This window comes from Pseudomonas sp. 37 R 15 (genome assembly GCF_900004865.1).
Classification (GTDB): Bacteria; Pseudomonadota; Gammaproteobacteria; order Pseudomonadales; family Pseudomonadaceae; genus Aquipseudomonas; species Aquipseudomonas fluorescens_AM.
Genome location: NZ_CVTV01000020.1, coordinates 199,148 through 223,045 on the forward strand (window position 1 = coordinate 199,148; position 23,898 = coordinate 223,045).

Sequence of the window (23,898 nt, forward strand, 5' to 3'; positions counted from 1 at the left end):
CTGCCTGAGTGAAGCTCTAAACTGTGGGAGCGGGCCTGCTCGCGAACGCGGTCCGTCAGTATCAAATATGCTGACTGATCACCGCCTTCGCGAGCAAGCCCGCTCCCACATTTGGATCTGTGTTTTCCTGCTATTACTTTGGAATATTCCTACTTCGGCCCTGGGCCATCTCCCAGCCTGTGTATCATCCTGTCTCTTTTTTCCATGCGACCTTTCTCGATTCGCTGAACTTACTGGGCTACGTTTTTAAGCCACGTTCAACGGTCAATGGAGTGACAGCCTATGCACGACACCCTCCAGCAGGTCTTTGGTTATCCGCAGTTTCGCCCTGGCCAGGAAGAAGCGGTCAGCGCCGTATTGGCCGGTCGCTCGGCGGCTGCGATTTTCCCGACCGGGTCCGGCAAGTCGCTGTGTTATCAACTTTCAGCCGTACTGCTGCCGCACCTGACGCTGGTGGTGTCGCCGCTGTTGGCGTTGATGCAGGACCAGTTGGGTTTCCTCAAGCGCCACGGTATTTCAGCGGGCAGTATCGATTCGGCCCAGAGCCGTGATGATGCCAACGATGTGATGGCCCGTGCGCGTTCGGGCGAGCTGAAAATCCTGATGATTTCAGTGGAGCGCTTGAAGAACGAGCGCTTTCGAAACTTCCTGCAAAGCGTGCAGATCTCCTTGCTGGTGGTGGATGAGGCGCACTGCATTTCCGAATGGGGCCACAACTTTCGTCCGGACTATCTGAAGCTGCCGGACTACCAGCGCCAGTTCAAGATCCCGCAGGCGCTGCTGCTGACGGCCACCGCGACTCCCAGCGTGATTGCCGATATGCAGGGCAAGTTTGCGATTGCGCCGCAGGACGTGATTACCACCGGCTTCTACCGGCCCAACCTCAACTTGCTGGTGGAGCCGGTGAGCGGCGCGGACAAGCGCCGTCGCCTTGTGCAATGGATGAGCGAGCGGGCCGACCAGCCGAGCATCGTGTACGTCACCCTGCAGAAAACCGCCGAGCAGATTGCCGAGCACCTGAACCGCAATGGCATCCAGGCCGAGGCGTATCACGCCGGTCTGCCCCACGATAAACGCGAGGGCATCCAGCAGCGTTTCATGGGCGGGCGCTCCAATTGCATCGTCGCCACCATCGCGTTTGGCATGGGCATCGACAAAAGTGACATCCGCAACGTTGTGCACTTCGACCTGCCCAAATCCATCGAGAACTACAGCCAGGAAATCGGCCGGGCCGGTCGTGATGGGCGGCCCTCCGACTGCCTGGTGCTGGCCAACCGCGACAGCCTCAATGTGCTGGAGAACTTCGTGTACGGCGATACGCCGGAGCAGGAGGGTATCCGTCGAGTGCTGGAGGAGTTGCAAGCCGCACGGGGCGAGGGCCAGTGGGAGTTTTTGCTGAGGTCTTTGTCGGACCACAGCAATATTCGCGAGCTGCCGTTGAAGACGCTGCTGGTTCAGTTGGAGCTCAAGGGCGTGATCGCGCCGCGCTACGCGTTTTATGCCGAATACCGTTTCAAGTACCTGATCGAACCCGAGGCCTTGCTCGCGCGTTTCTCCGGCGAGCGGCAGCAATTTGTCGCGGCGATCATCCAGGTGTGCAAGCGTGCAAAAACCTGGGCAACGGTGGATTTCGACGCGCTGTATCAGCAGCACAATGCCGAGCGCAACCGGGTGGTGAAGGCGCTGGATTACTTCCAGGAGCAGGGCCTGATCGAACTGGAAAGCAAGCAGATGACCGAGGTTTACAGCTTGCTGAATACCGATTTCGACGCACAGGTGCTGAGCACCGCGTTATACACAGGCTTCAAGCAACACGAGGTGACGGAGGTGGCGCGAATTCACGCCATGCTCGATCTGTTTGCCACCGAGCGCTGCCTTGGGCAACGTCTGGCGCAGTATTTTGGCGATGAAAACGCGCCGCAGCGTTGTGGGCACTGCTCGGTGTGCCACGGGCATGTCGCGCACTTGCCGGCGCCGCCGAGCTTGCCGCCGCTTGTGGATAAAAACTTCATGGGCCTGTGCGGTGATTTTATCCACAGGCATCATGAGCACACCGGCCAATTACCGGGTGCGGAACGGCTGACGCGCTTTCTGGGCGGGATCAGCGTGCCGTTGTTCACCAAGTTGAAGGCGCGGGGCATTCCCGGTTTCGCCGCACTGGAGGACTACCCCTACGCCGATGTACGCGAGTGGGCCGAGGCCCATTTGAATGAGCTGTAAACCCACTTTCACCCGAGGTGCCCATGCCTGACTCAGTGCCACAACGTGCCGATTACCCCCACTTCCAGCCGATCCTCACGCGCTGGCACGATAACGATGTGTATGGCCATGTGAACAATGTGACCTACTACAGCTTCTTCGACACGGCGGTGAATACTTACCTGATCGAACAAGGCGGGTTGGATATCCATGACGGTGAAGTGGTTGGGTTTGTGGTGAGTTCGGCGTGTGATTATTTTGCGTCGATCGCTTTTCCCGAGCGCGTCGAAATCGGCTTGCGGGTGGGCAAGCTGGGCAACAGTTCGGTGCAGTATGAGCTGGCGGTGTTCAAGGCTGGCGAGCAAGAGGCCTGCGCGGCGGGGCGCTTTGTGCATGTGTTTGTGGATAGAGCGTCGAACCAGCCGGTGACGATTTCGGGGCTGTTGCGCGAGGCGTTGCAGCGGTTGGTAGCCTGACTCGGTCCCGCAAACGCTGCAGAACCAAATGTGGGAGGGGGCAAGCCCCCTCCCACATGGGATTTTCGTCAGGCCTTAGTCATCATAGCGATGATGGCGCTTGTGCTTGTTCTTGCGATGACCATAGGCATGACCGCGGCCCGGGTGATCATCGCGGTAGTAGCGACGGTCGTCACGGCCACGGTAACGGCGGTCATCGTCATCGCTCTTGTTGCCCATGTAGTTGCCCAGTGCGCCACCTGCGCCACCGCCGGCCGCCGAGCCGATCAGTGCACCGGTGCCGCCGCCGACACTGCGGCCTACCACGTTGCCGCCGGCTGCGCCCAGTGCGCCGCCAATGGCGGCTTCGCCACGGCTGCGCTTGTCGGCGCCGACCGCACTACCGCCCGCGCCGCCCAGCGCGGCGCCAATGGCCGAACCGGTGTTGCCGCCCAACTGCTGGCCGACGACCGAGCCTAGCACCCCGCCCAATGCGCCGCCCACACCGGCTTCGGTGGTGCCACCGGCCATGGCTGCGCCACTGACCAGGCCAAGGGACAACAAGAGAATCGAGGAGAACTTCATTCAGGGAAACCTCAAGGGGATGACGGCGCGATCCTGAGGTTGTATCGAGACGCTGACAATCGAAATCCGACCGGTGGCAGCAGTTGTATACAATTTGCTAAGTTACTGTTTTGTATAGGGAACTTAAGTTGTTTTTACGAGTCTTTAGTTACTTAGCAATGGCCGCTTTTATGTAAAAGCGGCCTTTTTTTGTGCCCGTAAAATGTGTGTTGAGGATGCTGGCCTCTTCGCGGGCAAGCCGCTCCCACATTTGAAATGCATTTCAAGTATGGACGGTGGCTTGTCTGCCGAACCGAATCAGGCCGAGCGCGCCATGATCAAGCCAGTGTCACTCGCTGCTTCCAAACGAATCGCGACGAACTTCGACGTTGGCGTATGGCTCCCGTCGCCCGTGCTTTCCAATGGCACCAGAGGGTTCACTTCCGGATAGTAAGCCGCCGCCTGCCCGGCCGGAATATCGAACGCCAGCAGGGTAAAGCCTTTCACACGGCGTTCACGGCCGTCTTCCCACAACGAGATGATGTCTGCCTTTTGCCCCGGCTTGAAGCCCAGGCGGATGATGTCGGCTTCGTTGACGAACAGCACATCCCGTTGCCCCTTGACCCCACGATAACGGTCGTCCAGGCCATAGATCGTGGTGTTGTACTGATCGTGGGAGCGCATCGACTGCATGATCAGGTCCGGCACCCGCCCTGTGGCATGGGTGCGCTCGTGAATCAGGTCCTTGGGCAGGACGTTCGGCCGGAAGTTGGCGCGGCCCGATGGGGTGTTCCAGCGGCGTGCGCCAGCGGAATTGCCCAGATAGAAGCCGCCGGGATGTTTGATCTTCTCGTTGAAGTCCTTGAAGCCTGGAATGGTATCGGCGATCAGGTCGCGGATGCGGCCGTAGTCGGCGACCAGCCAGTTCCAGTCCACCGGTTTGCTGCCCAGGGTCGCGGCCGCGATGCCGGCCAGGATCGCAGGCTCCGATTTCATCAGTTTCGACAGCGGCTGCAACTGGCCATTGGAGCCGTGGACCATGCTGAACGAGTCTTCCACCGTCACCGCTTGCGGGCCGTCGGCCTGAATGTCGATGTCGGTACGGCCCAGGCACGGCAGGATGAGGGCGTCTTTACCGTGCATCAGATGGCTGCGGTTGAGCTTGGTGCTGATCTGCACGGTCAGGTCGCAGTTGCGTAACGCCTCGAAGGTGCGGGTACTGTCGGGCGTGGCCTGGGCGAAGTTGCCGCCCAGGCCGATAAACACCTTGGCGCGACCTTCGAGCATTGCGTGGATGGCTTCGACCACGTTGTGCCCATTGGTACGCGGCACCTGGAACTGGAAGCGGCGCTCCAGTGAGTCGAGGAACGCCATCGGTGGGCGCTCGTTGATGCCCATGGTGCGGTCGCCCTGCACGTTGCTGTGGCCGCGTACCGGGCACAGGCCCGCACCTGGGCGGCCAATGTTGCCACGCAGCAACATCAGGTTGGCAATTTCCTGGATGGTCGGCACCGAGTGACGGTGCTGGGTGATGCCCATCGCCCAGCACATGATCACGTTCTTGCCTTTGGCATACATGCGCGCGGCTTGCTCGATCTCCACCAGTGTCAGGCCGGACTGCTCGACGATTTCCTCCCAGGAGGTGTCATCGATCTGGCCCAGATAGTCCAGTACGTTAACGGTGTGCTCATTGAGGAAGCCATGGTCGAACACGGCTTCCTTGCCTTCGGCCAGCGCTTGACGCTCCCACAGCAGCAGGAACTTGGCCATGCCGCGCAGGATGGCCATATCGCCGCCCAGCGCCGGGCGAAAATAGGCAGTATTGGTCGGCTTGTCGCCGTTAGTGAGCATTTCCAGCGGATGTTGCGGGTGCTGGAAGCGCTCCAGGCCACGTTCTTTCAGGGGGTTGATACACACCACCTGGGCGCCGCGTTTCACTGCTTCGCGCAGCGGCTCAAGCATGCGCGGGTGATTGGTACCGGGGTTCTGGCCCCAGACGAAAATCGCGTCGGCGTGTTCGAAGTCATCAAAGGTCACGGTGCCTTTGCCCACGCCCACACTCTGTGCCAGGGCGACGCCGCTGGCTTCGTGGCACATGTTCGAGCAGTCCGGGAAGTTATTGGTGCCGTAGGCGCGCACGAACAGCTGATACAGGTAGGCGGCTTCGTTGCTGGCGCGGCCCGAGGTGTAGAACTCGGCCATGTCCGGGCTGGGCAGGGCATTGAGGTGCTTGCCGACCAGGTCGAACGCGGCTTCCCAACTGATGGGCTGGTAGCGGTCGGTCTCGGCGTCGTAGCGCATGGGCTCGGTGAGACGGCCTTGGTATTCGAGCCAGTAATCGCTTTGTTCCAGCAGCGCGGTAACGCTGTGCTTTGCGAAGAAGGCCGCGTCCACGCGGCGCTTGGTAGCTTCCCAGTTGACGGCCTTGGCGCCGTTTTCGCAGAACTTGACCATGCCGCTTTCCGGCGAGTCGCCCCAGGCACAGCCCGGGCAGTCGAAGCCGCCGTTCTGGTTGGTCTTGAGCATCATGCGCAGGTTTTTCAGCGCGTTGTCGCTGGTCAGCCAGGCTTGCGCCACGCTGATCAACGCGCCCCAGCCGCCGGCCGGGCCCTTATAGGGCTTGTAGCGTGGGGTTGGGGTCTGGTCGGCTTGGTGGTGAAGGCTCATGGCTGGTACTCCATCGCAGGGCTGTAGACCCGCGGCGCGCTTTTCTGCGGCAGGTGGATGAGATTGAGGTTATGCCGGCGCGCCCATTGCAGGGCCAGGCCGGTGGGCGACGACAGGCTGACCAGGGTCTGGATGCCCGCGCGCAGGACTTTCTGGATCAATTCGAGACTGCAGCGGCTGGTGACGATCGCCAGGCCGCCGTCGGTCGGAATCTTTTGGCGGATCAAGGCACCAATCAATTTATCCAGAGCGTTATGCCGGCCGATGTCTTCGCGGCCCATCAGCAATTCGCCCTGATCATTCATAAACACCGCCGCATGCACCGCGCCGCTGTGCTGGCCCAGTGGCTGGAATGCACTGATGCGCTGGCGCAGGCCATCAAGCCATTCGGCCGGTGGCAAGGGCGCGCCGGGCAGCACCTGAAGGTCTGGCAAGGCCTGCTCCACCGCTTCGACACCGCACAGGCCGCAGCCGCTGGTACCAGCCAATTGGCGGCGCTGCTGCTTGAGGTTCCAGAATGCACGGCTGGAAATCTGTACCTGGGCATACTGGGCGGAGCCCGCGCCACTGAGCTTGAGGTCGTATATGTCGCTAACGTCGCTGATGATGCCGCTGCCAAGGCTGAAACCGACAATGAAATCTTCCAGGTCGGTCGGTGTTACCAGCATGACTGCCTGGCTGATGTCGTTATAGGCAATCGCCAACGCCACCTCTTCGGCCAGCGCAGTACGGCCGACGTCGGTGTGTTCGAGATTGCTGTACTGATAGCTCTGGCTGGCGGCGGGCGCTGGCGTTTCGAGGGCGGGCGCCGCGCAGGTGGGGCGCTTGGCGTTCATGAGGCAGTTACCACCGGCGGATTGATCAGTGTTCAGACTAGGCGCGACAAAGCGTCGCGTCTAATTGCCAGTATTGATGTATTGATAGATGGCGTCGATCAGGGCTCGGTTTGCGGGTAGGGATGGCCTGGAACCCAAATCCCTGGGACTGGTCTAGTCTTGGGCATCAGGCACTTAAACCCAAGGAGAGCGCACCATGAGTATTTTCAGTTTTGTTAAGGAAGCAGGCGAGAAATTGATTGATCTGCTGACGCCGGGTAATGCGAACGCGAGTGAGCAGTTGAAGGACCACATCTCCAAGGTCGGCCTTGGAAATCCGAATGTGCAGGCCACCGTTGAGGGTGACAAAGTCACCGTAACGGGCGAAGTCGCGACTCAGGAAGAGAAAGAAAAAATCATCCTGGCGGCCGGGAACATCGCAGGTGTCGGCAGTGTTGAAGACAAGATCACCGTCTCCGGCCCGGCGGTTGCCGCTGCGCGTTTCGTGGTGGTGAAGAAAGGCGACACCCTCAGCGCGATTTCCCTGGCGGTGTACGGCAACGCCAATCAGTACAACAAGATTTTCGAGGCTAACAAGCCGATGTTGTCGCACCCGGACAAGATCTACCCAGGCCAGACGCTGCGTATCCCTGAGTAATACGCACAACAACCCTGTGGGAGGGGGCTTGCCCCCGATGGCAGTGTGTCAGTCACTGGATGTGTTTCTGATGTACCGCTATCGGGGGCAAGCCCCCTCCCACATAGATTTAGATACCGACAATGAGATCGCGGTAATCCTCGACAGCCGCAAATTCTGCAGTGTCCTTTGGCCCTTTTTGGCTGTCAGGCTCTTTGACTGCCAGCAAATGGCCTACCCCGAAATCCCTGGCACTGCGCAGAATCGGCAAGGTGTCGTCGATAAACAGGCTACGGGCCGGGTCGAAGTCGATGTCTGCTTGCAGCGCTTCCCAGAACTGCGGGTTCTCCTTGGGAAAACCGTAATCGTGGGAGCTGATCAGTTGTTCGAAGTACGGTGCCAACTCGATGCGCTCCAACTTCAATGACAATGAGTCGCGATGAGCGTTGGTGATCATGATCACGCGCTTGCCGGCCTGTTTGATCGCTGCCAGAAAAGTATCGGCGTCCGGGCGCAGGGCAATCAGGTGGGCGGTTTCCAGCTTGAGTTCGCGCACCGGGATTGCAAGCTCGGCGCTCCAGAAATCCAGGCAATACCATTGCAACTGTCCGGCGTTACGCTCGAACAGCGGCTGCAATTCCATCTGCGCCATGGCCAGGCTCACGCCGTGCAGCTCGGCGTAGCGTTGCGGCAGGTGCTCCATCCAGAAGTGGTTGTCGTAATGCAGGTCGAGCAAGGTGCCGTCCATGTCCAGCAGGACGGTGTCGATGGCGTGCCAGGGCAAAGAGGGCATGGGGCGTTCTCATGTAAGTAAAGATATCCGACACAGACAATCGGAAAAGCCACGGTATAGTAACCCGATCACGTCAAGGAGCCGTTTATGCGCCAGAAACCCACCGTCCTCGCCCGCGAAATAGTCGCCAGTAGCCGTTTGTTCCGCGTGGAGGAAGTGCAATTGCGCTTTTCCAATGGCGTTGAGCGCACCTACGAACGTCTGGTGGGCCGTGGTGCCGGTTACGGCGCAGTGATGATCGTGGCGATGATCGACGAAGATCATGCATTGCTGGTGGAAGAGTACTGCGGTGGCACCGATGAATACGAGTTGTCCTTGCCCAAGGGCCTGATCGAGCCCGGCGAAGATGTGCTGGCGGCGGCGGACCGCGAGCTCAAGGAAGAGGCCGGCTATGGCGCACGCCAGTTGGAACATATCACCGAGCTGTCGCTGTCGCCCGGCTATATGAGCCAGAAAATCCAGGTGGTGCTGGCCACTGATCTGTACGAAGAGCGCCTGGAAGGCGATGAACCCGAGCCTATGCGCGTGGAGCGGGTCAACCTGCGTGAACTGTCGGCGCTGGCGCAGAACGAGCAGTTCAGCGAGGGCCGGGCGCTGGCCGCGCTGTATCTGGTACGAGACCTGCTGACCCAGCGTGGAGTGTTCACCTTATGAGCGAACTGTTCCTCGGCCATCCGTTTATCGCGCCTGTCATTGAATTGGCTCGCCAGGCCGGTGAAGTCATCCTGCCGTACTGGCGTGCCGATGTAGCAGTGACCTGCAAAGCGGATGATTCGCCGGTGACGGCCGCCGATCTGGCCGCGCACCATCTGATTCTTGCGGGTCTCACGGCGCTGGACCCGAGCATTCCGGTGCTGTCTGAAGAAGACGCCGACATCGACCAGAGCGTGCGCGCCGGCTGGCAGCGTTGGTGGCTGGTGGACCCACTGGATGGCACCAAGGAATTCATCAGCGGCAGTGAAGAGTTCACGGTCAATATTGCCTTGATCGAGCAGGGCCGTGTGGTCTTCGGCGTGGTCTCGATACCCACCAGCGGTCGTTGCTACTTCGGCGGCGCAGGCCTGGGCGCTTGGCGCTCGGATGTGAATGCCGCGCCCAGGCAGATCCAGGTGCGCCAGACTCCGGCTGCGGGTGAAGCCTTTACCGTGGTTGCCAGCCGCCGCCATACCAGCCCGGAGCAGGAGCGTCTGCTGGACGGGCTGAGCCAAGGCCTGGGGGAGCTGAAACTGGCGAATATCGGCAGCTCCTTGAAGTTCTGCCTGTTGGCCGAAGGCAGTGCCGACTGCTACCCGCGCCTGGCGCCGACGTCGCAGTGGGACACGGCGGCGGCGCAAGGTGTGTTGGAAGGGGCGGGGGGCGAGGTGCTGGAGTTGAGCGGCAAGCCGTTCAGCTACCCGGCGCGGGAATCGTTGTTGAACCCGTTCTTTCTGGCGTTGCCGGCCAAGGCTGCATGGCGCGAACGCTTGTTGAGCCTGGCCAGATCTTAAGCCCTGCGCAAATTAAAAATGTGCGAGGGGGCTTGCCCCCGATTGCGGTGTGACAGTCAGAAGTTGGTTGCCTGACACACTGCTATCGGGGGCAAGCCCCCTCCCACATTGGTTTTCGGTGATGGCGGTTAGCGGTGCAGGACGTACTGGCCGGTGAAGGTTACGGCGCGGTCTTCGCTGCCCTCATTCACCACCCACGTCTGCAGCGCCAACCGCGCCCGGCCATGGCGTTTGTAGGTCGCCACAAAGCGCTTCCACACCTTCTCTTCAGGCGCCGCGCACATCACCGTCGCATCCTGCGTCACCGGCAACGGATAACTGATCTGTCCTTCCTGGATCACGATGTGCCCGTCTTCAATGCCGTCTTCGCGCAGTCTCAGGTGCAACCAACCCCAGCCTGCCAGCACGGCGCCGCAGTAGAGGCTGCCGCCAAACATGGTGCTCTTGTGGTTGATATTGGCTTGCAAGGGCAGATGCAGTTGCAGCTGGTCGTGTTGCCAGTCGAGCACCTTGAGCCCCATTTCCCGAGTGAGGGGGATGTCGTGATGGAGGATGGATTCCAGGTAACGGCTGTCGCGGCTCATGGCGGTCTCTTGGCGGGTGGACAGGATCATTCGTCGTCTGCGCTGTGGCTGGCGCTGTCGGCGAAGTTCAGGCCGTGCTTGCGCAGTTTGTCGTGCAGTGTTTTGCGTGGCACGCCGAGGGCTTCGGCGAGGCTGCGCAGGGAGCTGTGGGGGCGGGTCAGTTCGGCGGCGATCAGGCTTTTTTCGAATTGTTCGACTTGCTCGCTCAAACCGCCAGGCGTGGAGGTCAGGGTGCTGGCGGATGGATCGTCCGGCGCACTGTCCAGGGCCAGTTCCAGGCCCAGGGCGAAGCGCTCGGCGGCGTTTTGCAGCTCGCGTACATTGCCCGGCCAACTGTGGCGCAACAGCAGGGCGCGTTGTCCCGGTTGCAGCTCGTGCAGCGGCAGGCCGTGGCGGCTGCTGGCTTCGTCGGCGAAGTGCTGGAACAGCATCAGCGCGTCTTCGCCACGTTCGCGCAGCGGTGGAATGCGCAGCGGCGCGACGTTGAGACGGTAATACAAGTCGGCGCGGAAGCGGCCCTGGTCGGCGGCCTGGCGCAGGTCTTCCTTGGTGGCGGCGATGATGCGGATGTCCAGCGGGATCAGCTGGTTGCCGCCCAGGCGCTCCACCACGCGTTCCTGCAACAACCGTAGCAGCTTGACCTGCACGTCCAGGCTCATGCTTTCGATTTCATCGAGAAACAGCGTGCCGCCGTTGGCGAATTCGAACTTGCCGATACGGCGCTTCTGCGCGCCGGTAAACGCGCCGGGTTCATGGCCGAACAGTTCGCTTTCCACCACAGACTCGGCCAGTGCCCCGGCATTGATCGCCACGAACGGGCCGCTGCGACGGTTCGACAGATCATGCAGGGCGCGGGCGACCACTTCCTTGCCGGCGCCGGTTTCGCCGAGGATCAGCACATCGGCCCTGGTCGCCGCCAGCGCACCGATTTGCTCGCGCAGGCGCAGCATTTGCGGCGAATGCCCGACCAGGCGTGTGCTCAGTTGCTGCCGATCGCTGAGGGCCAGGCGCAGGCTGCGGTTGTCCAGCACCAGGCGGCGCAGGGCCAGGGCGCGGCGTACGCTGTCGAGCAAGGCGTCGCTGGCGAAGGGCTTTTCGAGGAAGTCGTAGGCGCCGGCGCGCATCGCCTGCACTGCCAGCGGCACGTCGCCGTGGCCGGTGATCAGCAGCACCGGCAGGTCGGGGTCCTGGCCGTGCAGTTCGGCGAGCAGCTCCAGGCCGTCCATGCCGGGCATGCGGATATCGCTGACCACTACGCCCGGCCAGTCCCGCGACAGGCGTGCGGTGAGGCCGCTGGCTTCGCCCAGGGGCAGCACTTTCAGTCCGGCCAGGTCCAGGGTCTGGCATAGCGCCTGACGCAAATGGGGATCATCGTCGATCAGCACCACCTGAATCTGGTTATCGATACTCATACACTGCGGTCCTCGGACGGTTGCACACTGACGCCCGGCGAGCCGGCACGCAATTTCAAGGTTAACAGCGCGCCGCCTTCCTTGTGGTTGGCGAACAGCAGTTCGCCGCCGAACGCACGCATCAGGGTGTCACAGATGGCCAGGCCCAGGCCCAGGCCCTGGGTGCGTGTCTTGGTGGTGTAGAACGGCTCGCTGGCGCGGCCCAGGGCTTCCATGCAAAAGCCCGGGCCGTTGTCGCGGATGTACAGGTTGACGCCCTGGTCGGTGGTTTGGGCACTCAGCCACAGTTTGCGTGGCGGGCCTTTTTCGGTGAGGGCGTCGAGGGCATTGGCCAGCAGGTTGCCCAGCACCTGGCGTAGACGGGTTTCACCGGCCTGTACCCATAACGTCGCCTCGGGCAGGTCGCGGATCAATTCCACTTCCATCGAACGCCGCCGCTTGCCCAACAACGCCAGCGCATCGTCCAGCGCCGGTTGCAACGCCACGCTTTCCGGCGCGTGGCGGTCGCGGCGGGCGAACGCGCGCAAGTGGGCGATGATCGACGCCATGCGCCCGGTCAGTTCGCTGATCAACTTGAGGTTGCCGCGGGCATCGGCGGTGCGTTCATGGTCGAGCAGCACTTCAGCGTTTTCCGCGTAGCTGCGAATCGCCGCCAGGGGTTGGTTCAGTTCATGGCTGATGCTGGCCGACATGGTGCCCAGCGCCGAGAGTTTGCCGGCCTGTACCAGATCGTCCTGGGCGCGTACCAGTTCCTGCTGGGCGTGTTCGCGCTCCAGCACTTCCTGTTTGAGGCGCCGGTTCAGGCCTTCCAGGTCGCTGGTCCGCTCGGCCACGCGCATTTCCAGCTCGCGGCGGGCCTTGGCTTCGAAGGCGATGCGCTCCAGGTAATGGCGACGGCGCTGCATCATCAAGCCAAGCAGCAGCATCAGCACCAGCAATGTCGCGCCGCCGACGGCCACCACGGTACGCACCGGGCGGTTGATCAAGGACTGGGGAGCGAGAATTTCCACGTTCCAGCCGGTTTCGGCGATCGCGGTGGATTGGCGCAGCCAGGCGCTGCTGCTGAGGTTCAGTGGCTGCGGATCACGGGTCGGGTAGGGCTGGATGGCAATAATGGCCTGGCGTTCTTCGGCGGTCAGCGGGCGTGTGGCGCGGAACCGCCATTGCGGGCGCGAGGTGAGGATCACCACGCCATTGTGGTCGGTCACCAGCAGTTGTTCAGGGGTGTTGCCCCACAGGCTCTCGGTGTGGTCCAGGTCGACCTTGACCACCAGTACGCCGATGATGTTCTCACCATCGCGCACGGCGGCGGCGAAGAAATAGCCGCGCTTGGCCGAGGTGGTGCCCAGCCCGAAAAAGCGCCCCAGGCGCCCGGCCATGGCTTCGCTGAAATAGGGGCGAAAGGAAAAATTGCGCCCGACAAAGCTGTCTTGTTTATCCCAGTTGGACGCGGCGAGGGTCTTGCCGGTGGTGTCCATCAGGTACATCACTTCCACCCCGGCCTGGGCGGCGACGTCCTTGAGCAGCAGGTTGGCGTTGACCAGGTGGGTGCTGATCTGCGGCGCATCCAGCGCGGTGCGCAGGGCCGGCAGGTCACCGAGGATCTGCGGTAGCACTTCATAGCGATGCAGGGTGCCCAACAGGTTGGCGACGTACAGGTCCAGGGTCTGACGGTTCTGCCCGGCCAGCTCGCTGCGGTAGTAGCGCTCGGCCAAGTGTTCCAGCGGCCATAGCAGCGGCGCCAGGCACAACGCCAACAGGGCCAGGCTACGCCAGCGGGGTCTTCGCGGAAGAGGTGGGGTCATGGAAATCGTGCGCCTGTGGGTACAGGCGCATTATGCCTAGTGCTGCCTGGCAAGACACTCGTGCAATGCGTCTTGCCATTGCGGCTGGCTGACGTGCCATTGCTGCTGCAGGTGGCTGCAATCGAGGCGTGAGTTCAGAGGGCGCCTGGCGGGTGTTGGATAGGCGCTCGACGGGATCGCTTCCAGTTCGGCGCAGGGTTTGCCTGCCACGCGCAGGGCTTCGCCAATGGCCTGGGCAAAGCCGAACCACGATGTTTCACCCTGGGCAGTCAGGTGATAAACACCCCAATCCCCGGCGTCACCGGCTTGCCAGCGCTCGATCAGTGCACGCGTACTGTCGGCGATGGTCCCGGCCCACGTCGGCGCGCCGATCTGGTCGGCGACGATACGCATCTGCGGTTTCTCCTGCAGCAGGCGCTGCATGGTCAGCAGGAAGTTCTTGCCGTGGCTCGAATACACCCAGCTGGTGCGCAGAATCAGGTACTTGCCGCCCACGGCCGCAATCGCCTGTTCACCCGCCAGTTTGCTCTGGCCGTAGACACCCAGTGGGTTGGGCGGGTCATTTTCGGTATAGGCGGCAGGTTTGCTGCCGTCGAACACGTAATCGGTGGAGTAATGAATCAGCGGGACGCCAAGGGCCTTGGCTTCTTCGGCGAGAATGCCGGGGGTGGTGGCGTTGATGGCGAAGGCTGCGTCCGGTTCGCTTTCGGCCTGATCGACCGCAGTGTGGGCGGCGGCGTTGATGATCAGGTCGGGACGGTGAGCGCGCACGTGTTGGCGAATCTGGTCGGCGTTAGCCAGATCAAGCTGGTCGCGGCCCAGTACGATGAGCTCGCCCAGGCCCTGGAGGCGCTGCTGCAGCGCCTGGGAGACCTGGCCGTGCTGACCGGTGATCAATATCTTCAGGGGCGCTGTCACGGGAACAGGTCCGCATCCCTCAGGCTTTTACCGACCTGATCCTTGGCGGACAGGGTCGGTGGGCCATCGAGCTGCCAATCGATATTGAGGTCCGGGTCGTCCCAGCGAATACAACGCTCTGCCGACGGCGTGTAGTACTCCGTCGTCTTGTAGAGGAATTCGGCGTAATCGCTCAGCACAAGGAAACCGTGGGCGAAGCCCGGCGGTATCCACAGCTGCCGATTGTTTTCGGCAGACAGGCGCACGCTGGCCCATTTACCGAAATGAGGAGAGCTGCGGCGGATATCCACCGCCACATCCAAGACTTCCCCAGCCGTCACACGCACCAGTTTGCCCTGGGCGTGTTCGACCTGGTAGTGCAGGCCACGCAGCACGCCTTTCAACGAGCGTGAGTGGTTGTCCTGCACAAACTGAAGTTTCAACCCGCTGGCATTTTCAAACTCGCGGGCGTTGAAACTCTCATAAAAAAAGCCGCGGTCATCGCCAAATACCTTCGGTTCGATGACCAATACACCAGGCAGCTCAGTGGCGCTCACATTCATTTAGGGGTCCCGGCCAGCATGTACAAATACTGACCATAGCCGGTTTTGCCGAAATATTTAGCGCGTTCCAGCAAATAGTCACGATCAATCCAGCCGTTGTCGTAGGCGATTTCTTCCAGGCAGGCGACTTTCAGGCCCTGGCGGTGCTCGATGGTCTGCACGTAAGTGGACGCTTCCAGCAGGCTGTCATGGGTGCCGGTGTCGAGCCAGGCGAAGCCGCGCCCAAAACGTTCAACGTGCAGGTCGCCGCGCTTTAGGTAGGCGTTGTTGACGTCGGTAATCTCCAGCTCGCCGCGTGGCGAAGGCTGGACGGCCTTGGCGATCTTGATCACGTCGTTGTCGTAGAAATACAGGCCGGTCACCGCATAGCTCGATTTAGGCTTTGCCGGTTTCTCTTCAATCGACAGGGCGCGGCCTTCTTTGTCGAAATCGATCACGCCGAAACGCTCCGGGTCTTTGACCCAGTAGCCGAACACCGTAGCGCCGGATGGGCGTTTCGCGGCGTTGCGCAATTGATCACCGAAGTGCTGACCGTGGAAGATGTTGTCCCCCAGGATCAGGCACACCGGGTCATCACCGATGAACTCCTCGCCAATGATGAACGCCTGGGCCAAACCATCCGGCGAAGGCTGTTCCGCATAGCTGAAACGCACGCCGAACTGGCTGCCGTCACCCAGGAGGTTGCGGTATTGCGGCAGGTCCACCGGCGTGGAAATCACCAGGATGTCCTTGATCCCCGCCAGCATCAGCACCGAGATCGGGTAGTAGATCATCGGTTTGTCATACACCGGCAACAGTTGTTTGGACACGCCCAGGGTAATGGGGTGCAAACGGGTGCCGGAACCGCCGGCCAATACAATTCCCTTCATCATGCGATCAGATCCTTTACGTCAGTGTTGCCAAGTCGTTCACCTTGATAGCTGCCATCCTGGACCCTGCGGCACCATTCCAGGTTATCGAGGTACCACTGCACGGTCTTGCGCAGTCCGGTCTCAAAGGTTTCTTCCGGGACCCAGCCCAGCTCGCGCTCGATTTTGCTGGCGTCGATCGCGTAGCGTTGGTCGTGGCCCGGACGATCCTTGACGAACGTGATCAGGTCGGTGAATTTTTCCACGCCGGCCGGACGCTGCGGCGCCAGCTCTTCCAACAGGGCGCAGATGCCGCGTACGACGTCGATATTCTTCTGTTCGTTGTGGCCGCCGATGTTGTAGGTCTCGCCCACCACCCCAGTCGTCACCACCTTGAGCAGCGCACGGGCGTGATCCTCGACGAACAGCCAGTCGCGCACTTGCAAGCCATCGCCATACACCGGCAGCGGTTTGCCTGCGAGGGCGTTGAGAATCACCAGTGGGATCAGCTTTTCAGGGAAGTGGAACGGCCCGTAGTTGTTCGAGCAGTTGGTCAACAGCACCGGCAGGCCGTAGGTACGCTGCCAGGCGCGGACCAGATGGTCGGAGGCTGCCTTGCTGGCCGAGTACGGCGAGCTGGGGGCGTAGGGCGTGGTTTCGGTGAACAGATCGTCCACGCCGTGCAGGTCGCCATACACCTCGTCGGTGGAGATGTGATGGAAACGGAACGCGCTTTTGGCCGGTTCAGCCAGCTTCTGCCAATAGGCACGGGTGGCTTCGAGCAGGCTGTAGGTGCCGACGATGTTGGTCTGGATAAAATCCGACGGGCCGTCGATGGAGCGGTCCACATGGGACTCGGCCGCCAGGTGCATGATCGCGTCTGGCTCAAAGCGCGCCAGTACGGCGCTGACGGTGGCCTGGTCGATGATGTCGGCCTGGACGAACTCGTAGCGGCTGTTGGACGCAATGCTGGCCAGCGACTCAAGGTTGCCGGCGTAAGTGAGCTTGTCCAGGTTGAGCACGTCGTGCTCAGTGTGCTGGATCAGATGCCGGATCAGGGCCGAGCCAATAAATCCGGCACCGCCGGTGATGAGAATGCGCATGTCGAGGGCCTTTTCCTTAGACGGACATTAAGCGAAAGAAGCATAGCTTGAGTTGTGAATCGAGCGGGCGCAAGCGCGGCGAGCAGGAGGGGTTGATTAACGCCCCCGAACAATGGCGATATAGACGTCTGATAAAACCGAGGTCGTCACAATGTTGCTCGCCACATTGATCCATCGTGCCAGCCTGCCGTGCCCCCAGTTGAGCCTGGAACAGGCGGCCCATCTGCTTGAGCAACATTACGGCCTTAGTGGCGCATTGCAGTCATTGGGCAGTCAACAAGACCTCAACTTCAGGATTGACAGCGCCCTGGGCCGCTTCGTTCTGAAAATCTGCCGGGGTGACTACGCTGCAATTGAGCTCCAGGCCCAGCATGCCGCCCTCAATGCGCTGCAGGCGCAGGCAGAGGTGCGTGTGCCCAAGGTGATCAAGGCCCTCAATGGCGATGAACTGCTCACCATCAGCGTCGATGGACAGACCCTGCACCTGCGGCTATTGGACTACATCGACGGCCAACCCCTGACCCGTTTGCCTCACCTGGGCCGCGACGTGATTGCAGGCTTTGGCGACCTGTGCGGGCGCATGAGCCTGGCGCTGGCCACGTTCACCCATCCCGGCCTGGACCGCACCCTGCAATGGGACCCGCGCCACGCGCAGGCGTTGATCAAGCATTTGCTGGCGGCCTTGCCCGACCTTGCCCATCGCGCCGCGCTGGAACAGGTCGCCGGGCAGATCGACGCGCATATCGGGCCTTTGGCTGCGCACTTGCCCTGGCAGGCCGTGCACATGGACATCACCGACGACAACGTGGTCTGGCTGCGTGATGCGGGGCGGCACTGGCAGGTCCAGGGCGTCATCGATTTCGGCGACCTGGTGCATACCTGGCGCATTGCCGACCTGTCGGTCACCTGCGCCGCGCTGCTGCACCACGCCGAGGGCGACCCGTTTGCCATCCTGCCGGCGATCCGGGCGTGTCACGCGGTTACGCCGTTGCAGCGTGAAGAGTTGCGCGCGCTGTGGCCGTTGATCGTCGCCCGCGCAGCGGTGTTGGTGCTGAGCAGCGAGCAGCAGCGACGCCTGGACCCTGATAACGCCTACCTGTTGAAGAACGCCGAACACGAGTGGGAAATTTTCCACGTTGCGACATCGGTGCCGTTCGAATTGATGGAGGCGGCAATCCTCAGTGCTGTCGGCGAGGCCTTGCCGGCCTTGGCCAGCCAGGATTTCGCCCCATTGCTGCCAGGGCTGGTCGGGCGGGAATTCGCATTGATCGACCTGGGCGTGCTCAGTCCGCATTTCGAGGCGGGCAACTGGGAGACGCCTGGCATCGATCGGCGATTGCTGGACGACGCCGCAGCGGTGCATGGGCAGGCGGCCAGCCGTTATGGGCAATATCGATTGTCGCGTACCCGTCCGGACAGCGCTGTGGAGCCGGACACTTTTCCCCTGCACGTCGAATTGCATCTGCCCCCTGGCACAGTGGTTGAAGCCCCTTTTGCCGGGACCCTGCGCGAGGGCGCTGACGGCGTGCTGTGTGTGCATGACGAGCGCCTGAGTCTGCGCGTATGGGGCGTGAAAACGCCGCACGATCCCGGTGCAGTGGTCGTGAAAGGGCAGGTACTCGGTGAGGTCCACGGGCCGTTGATCGTGCAACTGTGTCGTGCCGACCTTGAGCCGCCGTTGTTCTGTGCCCCCTCCAGGGCGGCGGCGTGGCGCGCGTTGTGCCCGTCACCGGCGGCGCTGCTCGGGTTGGCCTGCGACGCCGAACCGGAGCTGGACCCCGAGGCGCTGCTGGCCCGGCGCGACGCCAGCTTTGCCCGCTCGCAGAAGCATTATTACGTCGACCCGCCGCGTATCGAACGGGGCTGGCGCAACCACTTGATCGATATGCAGGGCCGCTCCTACCTGGACATGCTCAACAACGTGGCCGTGCTGGGCCACGGTCACCCGCGGATGGCGGCGGTGGCGGCGCGGCAATGGTCACTGCTCAACACCAACTCGCGATTTCACTACGCGGCGATTGCCGAGTTTTCCGAACGCCTGCTGGCGCTGGCGCCGCAGGGTATGGACCGGGTGTTCCTGGTCAACAGCGGCACCGAGGCCAATGACCTGGCGATTCGCCTGGCCTGGGCCTACAGCGGCGGGCGCGACATGCTCAGTGTGCTGGAGGCTTATCACGGCTGGTCGGTGGCGGCGGACGCGGTGTCGACCTCGATTGCCGATAATCCCCAGGCGCTGAGCAGCCGCCCGGACTGGGTGCACCCGGTGACGGCGCCGAATACCTACCGTGGTGAGTTCCGCGGGCCGGACAGTGCGCCTGACTATGTACGAAGCGTGGAACACAACCTGGCGAAAATCGCCGCGAGCCAACGTCAGCTGGCGGGTTTCATCTGCGAGCCGGTGTATGGCAACGCCGGTGGTATTTCGTTGCCGCCGGGCTACTTGCAGCAGGTCTATGGGTTGGTCCGCGCCCAGGGCGGCGTGTGTATCGCCGATGAGGTGCAGGTGGGCTATGGCCGCATGGGGCATTTTTTCTGGGGCTTTGAAGAGCAGGGCGTTGTGCCGGACATCATTACCATGGCCAAGGGCATGGGCAACGGGCAGCCGCTGGGTGCGGTGATCACCCGTCGCGAAATTGCCGAAGCCCTGGAAGCCGAGGGCTACTTCTTCTCCTCATCGGGCGGTAGCCCGGTCAGTTGCCGTATCGGCATGGCGGTACTGGATGTGATGGAGGAAGAAAACCTGTGGGAAAACGCCCAGCTAGTGGGGGGATATTTCAAGACACGCCTGCAAGCGCTGATCGAGCGTCATCCGTTAGTCGGCGCGGTACACGGTTCCGGCTTCTATCTGGGGCTGGAGCTGGTACGTGACCGACACACCCTGGAGCCCGCGACGCAGGAGACGGCGCTGTTATGTGACCGTCTGCGTGAGCTGGGCGTTTTCATGCAGCCGACCGGCGACTATCTGAACATCCTCAAGATCAAGCCGCCGATGGTCACTACCCGGCGCAGTGTGGATTTTTTCGTCGACATGCTGTCCAAAGTGCTCGACGAACAGTTGTAACAAGCCGATTGATATCGGTTTTAATCGATTGAATTTATTGTGCGCCCTGTTTTTTAACTACTAAAGCCGATATTTATCCGTTATAAAGTCGGCTTTCACCCCATTCGGAGCCCTGATCGTCATGACCACTTTGCACAGCACGCCTCGCGCCGATGGCTTTCATATGCCCGCCGAATGGGCGCCACAGACCCAGACCTGGATGATCTGGCCCGAGCGCCCGGACAACTGGCGCCTGGGCGGCAAGCCGGCGCAGGCGGCCCACGTGGCCGTGGCCAAGGCCATTGCACGGTTTGAACCGGTGACCGTTGCGGTTTCCGCCGGCCAGTACGAAAACGCCCGCAGCCGCCTCGACGTGCCGAATATCCGCGTGGTGGAGATGTCCAGCGACGACGCCTGGGTACGGGACACCGGCCCGACGTTCGTGATCAACGACAGTGGCGAAGTGCGCGGTGTGAATTGGGATTTCAACGCCTGGGGCGGGTTTGACGGCGGTTTGTATGCGCCGTGGAACCGCGACTCACAAGTGGGCGGCAAGATTCTCGAGATCGAGCGCGCCTCACGTTATCGCACCGAAGGCTTTGTGCTGGAGGGCGGTTCGATTCACGTCGACGGCGAAGGCACCCTGATCACCACCGAAGAGTGCCTGTTGAATCGCAACCGCAATCCGCACCTGGACCGTGCGGCCATCGAAGCAGTCCTCAGCGCCAACCTGGCTGTGGACAAGATCATCTGGTTGCCGGATGGACTGTTCAACGACGAAACCGACGGCCATGTGGATAACTTCTGTTGCTACGTGCGCCCAGGTGAAGTGCTGCTGGCCTGGACCGATGACCCGCAAGACCCGAACTACGCGCGCTGCCATGCCGCCATGGACGTACTGCAAAGCAGCACTGACGCCCAGGGCCGCTCGTTCACGGTGCATAAGATGCCGATCCCAGGGCCGCTGTATGCCACCGAGGAAGAATGTGCCGGTGTCGATCCGGTGGACGGTAGCCAGGAACGTAATCCGAGCGTGCGATTGGCCGGTTCCTACGTCAACTTCCTGATCGTCAACGGCGGCATCATTGCGCCGAGCTTCGATGACCCGCTGGATCACCAGGCCAAGCAGATCCTGCAGAACCTGTTCCCACAACACGAAGTGGTGATGGTGCCGGGCCGCGAACTGTTACTGGGGGGCGGCAATATTCACTGCCTGACCCAGCAGCAACCCGCCCCACAGAGAAATTGAGTGCAGTTGTAACAGCGCCTTGATGGCGAGTGAGTACTGCGCAATCGCAGCGTTCCAAGCAAGCCCGCGGCCCGGCAAGGTCGCGGGCTTTTTTGCGGCTCAATACCCGTAAATACGGGATATTGGCATAGCTCTTGTATCGCAGATAAACGACAGAGACTCAGCCCAAGACCGCATTGTTCTGTCACATACCTTGAGTAAGTTACCCGCTCACGCAGCAGGAGAGAGCGCTGAAATGAATGCACAAATCAACCCGATGTTCACGCGCACGTTCCACCCGGTGCGGGTCGATGGCGATGCGATCCACGCGCTGGGGCTCTGGTTGAAGGAAAACGGCTCGCGACAAGTCAGGCAACAGCCTGACTTGCGCAGCGTGATGAGTGAACGCTACCCGGCAGGTTTGTTCACGGAGGATGAGGTGCGGGTGTTGTGCGAGCTGATGAGTTACTAAAGAGCCGCCACGCCAACTGCGTTGCCCTGGAGAAACACTAGAAACTGTAGGTGCCTGTCACCACCACGCTACGCGGCTCACCCGGCTGAATCTGCGCGGCGCTGGTGGCTGAAGCGTAATAGTGTTTGTCGGCGATATTGTTCAGCGCTGCCCTCACGTCCCATTCTTTCTGACGGAACCCGGCCAGCGCGTCCCAGCGACCATAACCGGGTAACACCACGGTGTTGAGGTTGTCGGCATAGCGGTCACCGACCAGGGTCAGGCCGGTTTCCGCATACCAGCCCATCTGCGGTTTCCAGGTGATGAACACGCTGGCATTGCGCTTGGCCACGTCGCTGATGCGCTTGCCTTCGAAACCATTGTTGTCCTCCTCGACCTTGGCATCCTGCAGGCCGACGCCGCCGCGCACGTACCAATTGCCGACGACCTTGCCGGTGGCGGTCAGCTCGATGCCGCGCGAACGTTGCTTGCCCGTCAGCAGGGTAATGGTGCGGTCCAGCGGGTCGCTGGTGCGACGGTTGTAGAGTTCAAGTTCGTACACGGCCAGGGTGGTGCTCAAACGGTCGTCAAGCCAATCGCTTTTCACCCCGATTTCCTTCTGTTTGGTCAACTCGGGGCTCAGGTCGTTGACGCTGCCGGCGGCGTTCGGTGTGATGCCGATCAAACCGCCGCCTGCCGGGGAGAACGTCTTGCTCCACGAGGCATAGAAGGAGTGATGCTCCAGCGGCGTCCACACCAGGCCGACGCGGGGGCTGGTGCTGTGGCTTTTGACGTCCTGCTGAGTGTTGAGCAGCTTGTTGGTGGTGTCCACTTCGAAGCGGTCATAACGCAGCCCGCCCAACAGTTGCCACTGATCGTTCAGGCGCAATTGATCCTGCACGTACAAGGCGCGGCTTTCGACTTCAGTGTGGTTGTCGCTCGAAACGCTCATGCGCCCGGTGTGGCGCAGGTCACGGTTGGGCTGGGTGAGGTCCAGGCTCGGTACAGCCTGGCCGCCCCGATTGGGCGCGGTGGCCGAGTAGAGTTTCGGGTCGCGGCGCTGGCTGCCCAATTCAATCCCGGTAAGCAGGCGGTGCTCCAGCCCGAAGGTATCGAACCCCCCCTCCAGTTCGAGGTTGTTGAACACGTTGCGGGTGGTCAGGTCCTGCTGCCAATGCTGGCGGCTGACGGTGTTGGTTCTTGCGTCGTAGCCGGTCTGGTAGGTGTTGTCGAAATCGCTGTCGAGCTTGAACACGCCCAGGGTGTGGCGCAGTTGCCAGTTGTCGTTGAGCTCATAGGCAAGCTTTGAGCGCAGGGACTGGGAGGTGTCATCGATGTAATCGCCGCTGGAGAAATAGGTGGTGCTGCGACTCACATCCGCAGGGCGCCCATTGACGCCCGGAATGCCGCGGTCCGGCGTGCGGTTGTAGCGGCTGTATTCGTATTGCACCAGCCAGTTCAGCTCGGGCGTGAGCTGCCAGCTCATCGACGGCGCGAACAACTGGCGGTTGCCATTGACGCCATCGCGAAAGCTGTTGTTGTCCTGGTTGCCCATGTTCAGGCGTAGGCTGATGTTGTCGGTGGGATCGGTACTCAGGTCAGCGTACACGCTGCGCAGATCGTTGCTGCCACCCTGGGCTTCGAGGCTGGATACGCGGCCGGGGGCTGGCAGTTTGCTCACACGGTTGACGATCCCGCCCTGGCCGCCGCGCCCGTAGAGCACCGCTGCCGGGCCCTTTAGCACCTCGATACGCTCGATGTTATGCAGGTCGCGTACGTATTGGCTGTCGTCGCGGATGCCGTCCAGGTAGAAGTCATTGCTCGCATCGAAACCGCGGATACGCAGGCTGTCGAAGCGCGTGTCGGCGCCGCTGCTGACGTTGGGAATACCGCTCAACGCCTGGCCCAGATCGTTGGTGCCATAGGCGCGCAGGCTGTCGGTTTTCACCGAATCGATCGCCTGGGGTACGTAACGCACGGCAGTCGCAGTGCGCGTGGCGGTGTTGCTTTGCTGGGTGCGTGGGTCGTCTTCGTCGATTTCTGCGCTGATCGAGGTGGCGGGCAACACCGTGGTGGCACAGGCAAAACCGGCAGACAGCACAGTAGAAAGCCCAAGGAAAAACGGCATCAGGCGAGGGGCAAGCATGGGAAAATGTGTCCGAATTGTCAGGGAAGAGAAAGTGCGCGAATGGTAATGCTTTGCATTCGCTCGCGTGATCTATTCCCAAACGTATCGCCTACTAATTTGTTACATAGTGTGTTTTTTTGCGGGGGGCGATGGGATTTTTGGACGTTTACCCAAGTGCAATAGGTCTGTGCTTAGAATTATTTAGCCTAAATACAGGTGGTT

General features: G+C 61.5%; 20 protein-coding genes. 8 read left to right on the top strand and 12 right to left on the bottom strand.

Features of this window, described 5'->3' with window-relative positions:
* The first annotated feature begins 282 nt into the window (after window positions 1-282).
* Window positions 283-2,220, top strand: a complete 1,938-nt coding sequence (locus tag BFQ04_RS06140; protein WP_065950037.1) for a RecQ family ATP-dependent DNA helicase — start codon at window positions 283-285, stop codon at window positions 2,218-2,220.
* Between the two features lie 23 nt (window positions 2,221-2,243).
* On the top strand, window positions 2,244-2,675 hold the full coding sequence (locus BFQ04_RS06145; protein ID WP_065950038.1) for an acyl-CoA thioesterase: 432 nt from the start codon (window positions 2,244-2,246) through the stop codon (window positions 2,673-2,675).
* A gap of 75 nt (window positions 2,676-2,750) precedes the next feature.
* Here BFQ04_RS06145 and BFQ04_RS06150 read toward each other — a convergent pair whose 3' ends face one another.
* From BFQ04_RS06150 to fdhD, 3 genes are all read right to left on the bottom strand, one after another.
* Complete coding sequence (locus BFQ04_RS06150) at window positions 2,751-3,239, bottom strand: YMGG-like glycine zipper-containing protein (protein ID WP_065950039.1); 489 nt, start codon at window positions 3,237-3,239, stop codon at window positions 2,751-2,753.
* Window positions 3,240-3,536: 297 nt separating this feature from the next.
* Entirely contained in the window at window positions 3,537-5,885 is a 2,349-nt protein-coding gene (locus BFQ04_RS06155; RefSeq protein WP_065950040.1) for an FdhF/YdeP family oxidoreductase, read from the bottom strand.
* Complete coding sequence (fdhD, locus tag BFQ04_RS06160; protein ID WP_065950041.1) at window positions 5,882-6,721, bottom strand: formate dehydrogenase accessory sulfurtransferase FdhD; 840 nt, start codon at window positions 6,719-6,721, stop codon at window positions 5,882-5,884. The genes BFQ04_RS06155 and fdhD overlap by 4 nt, the downstream gene beginning before the upstream one ends.
* A gap of 196 nt (window positions 6,722-6,917) precedes the next feature.
* Here fdhD and lysM point away from each other — a divergent pair, with 196 nt between their 5' ends.
* Window positions 6,918-7,358 (top strand): peptidoglycan-binding protein LysM, encoded by a 441-nt coding sequence (gene lysM, locus BFQ04_RS06165; RefSeq protein ID WP_065950042.1) that lies wholly within the window; start codon window positions 6,918-6,920, stop codon window positions 7,356-7,358.
* A 109-nt stretch (window positions 7,359-7,467) separates the two neighbouring features.
* Here the strand turns inward: lysM and yrfG are convergent, their stop codons facing one another.
* Window positions 7,468-8,130 (bottom strand): GMP/IMP nucleotidase, encoded by a 663-nt coding sequence (gene yrfG, locus BFQ04_RS06170; protein WP_065950043.1) that lies wholly within the window; start codon window positions 8,128-8,130, stop codon window positions 7,468-7,470.
* An 87-nt stretch (window positions 8,131-8,217) separates the two neighbouring features.
* On the opposite strand from yrfG, the gene nudE reads away from it, so the two are divergent.
* Both nudE and cysQ read left to right on the top strand, forming a co-directional pair.
* The gene (gene nudE, locus BFQ04_RS06175) at window positions 8,218-8,784 is read left to right on the top strand and encodes an ADP compounds hydrolase NudE (protein ID WP_065883206.1); all 567 of its coding nucleotides are present in this window, start codon (window positions 8,218-8,220) and stop codon (window positions 8,782-8,784) included.
* Window positions 8,781-9,617 carry a 3'(2'),5'-bisphosphate nucleotidase CysQ gene (cysQ, locus tag BFQ04_RS06180; RefSeq protein WP_065950044.1) on the top strand — a complete coding sequence of 279 codons (837 nt, stop codon included), beginning with the start codon at window positions 8,781-8,783 and terminating at the stop codon, window positions 9,615-9,617. The genes nudE and cysQ overlap by 4 nt, the downstream gene beginning before the upstream one ends.
* A gap of 128 nt (window positions 9,618-9,745) precedes the next feature.
* On the opposite strand, the gene BFQ04_RS06185 is transcribed toward cysQ, so the two are convergent.
* From BFQ04_RS06185 to rfbB, 7 genes are read right to left on the bottom strand one after another with little or no spacing between them, the layout of a single operon-like run.
* Entirely contained in the window at window positions 9,746-10,201 is a 456-nt protein-coding gene (locus BFQ04_RS06185; RefSeq protein ID WP_065950181.1) for a thioesterase domain-containing protein, read from the bottom strand.
* Window positions 10,202-10,227: 26 nt separating this feature from the next.
* The gene (locus tag BFQ04_RS06190) at window positions 10,228-11,613 is read right to left on the bottom strand and encodes a sigma-54-dependent transcriptional regulator (protein WP_065950045.1); all 1,386 of its coding nucleotides are present in this window, start codon (window positions 11,611-11,613) and stop codon (window positions 10,228-10,230) included.
* Window positions 11,610-13,418, bottom strand: a complete 1,809-nt coding sequence (locus BFQ04_RS06195) for a sensor histidine kinase (RefSeq protein ID WP_065950046.1) — start codon at window positions 13,416-13,418, stop codon at window positions 11,610-11,612. The genes BFQ04_RS06190 and BFQ04_RS06195 overlap by 4 nt, the downstream gene beginning before the upstream one ends.
* Window positions 13,419-13,454: 36 nt before the next feature.
* The gene (rfbD, locus tag BFQ04_RS06200) at window positions 13,455-14,336 is read right to left on the bottom strand and encodes a dTDP-4-dehydrorhamnose reductase (RefSeq protein ID WP_065950047.1); all 882 of its coding nucleotides are present in this window, start codon (window positions 14,334-14,336) and stop codon (window positions 13,455-13,457) included.
* Window positions 14,333-14,878, bottom strand: a complete 546-nt coding sequence (gene rfbC, locus BFQ04_RS06205; RefSeq protein ID WP_065950048.1) for a dTDP-4-dehydrorhamnose 3,5-epimerase — start codon at window positions 14,876-14,878, stop codon at window positions 14,333-14,335. Before rfbC ends, rfbD begins: the two co-directional genes overlap by 4 nt.
* On the bottom strand, window positions 14,875-15,750 hold the full coding sequence (rfbA, locus tag BFQ04_RS06210; RefSeq protein WP_065950049.1) for a glucose-1-phosphate thymidylyltransferase RfbA: 876 nt from the start codon (window positions 15,748-15,750) through the stop codon (window positions 14,875-14,877). The genes rfbC and rfbA overlap by 4 nt, the downstream gene beginning before the upstream one ends.
* A complete protein-coding gene (gene rfbB / locus BFQ04_RS06215; protein WP_065950050.1) occupies window positions 15,747-16,829 on the bottom strand; it encodes a dTDP-glucose 4,6-dehydratase in 1,083 nt (360 codons plus the stop codon). Before rfbB ends, rfbA begins: the two co-directional genes overlap by 4 nt.
* Window positions 16,830-16,980: 151 nt before the next feature.
* Here rfbB and BFQ04_RS06220 point away from each other — a divergent pair, with 151 nt between their 5' ends.
* The 3 genes from BFQ04_RS06220 to BFQ04_RS06230 all read left to right on the top strand — a co-directional run bounded on the left by BFQ04_RS06220 (window position 16,981) and on the right by BFQ04_RS06230 (window position 21,569).
* The gene (locus BFQ04_RS06220) at window positions 16,981-19,890 is read left to right on the top strand and encodes an aminotransferase (RefSeq protein ID WP_065950051.1); all 2,910 of its coding nucleotides are present in this window, start codon (window positions 16,981-16,983) and stop codon (window positions 19,888-19,890) included.
* A gap of 121 nt (window positions 19,891-20,011) precedes the next feature.
* Window positions 20,012-21,118 carry an agmatine deiminase gene (gene aguA / locus BFQ04_RS06225; RefSeq protein WP_057725458.1) on the top strand — a complete coding sequence of 369 codons (1,107 nt, stop codon included), beginning with the start codon at window positions 20,012-20,014 and terminating at the stop codon, window positions 21,116-21,118.
* Between the two features lie 235 nt (window positions 21,119-21,353).
* Window positions 21,354-21,569: a hypothetical protein gene (locus BFQ04_RS06230; RefSeq protein WP_065950052.1), complete on the top strand. Its 216-nt coding sequence runs from the start codon at window positions 21,354-21,356 to the stop codon at window positions 21,567-21,569.
* 37 nt (window positions 21,570-21,606) lie between these two features.
* On the opposite strand, the gene BFQ04_RS06235 is transcribed toward BFQ04_RS06230, so the two are convergent.
* Window positions 21,607-23,694, bottom strand: a complete 2,088-nt coding sequence (locus tag BFQ04_RS06235) for a TonB-dependent receptor (RefSeq protein ID WP_065950053.1) — start codon at window positions 23,692-23,694, stop codon at window positions 21,607-21,609.
* Window positions 23,695-23,898 lie beyond the last annotated feature (204 nt).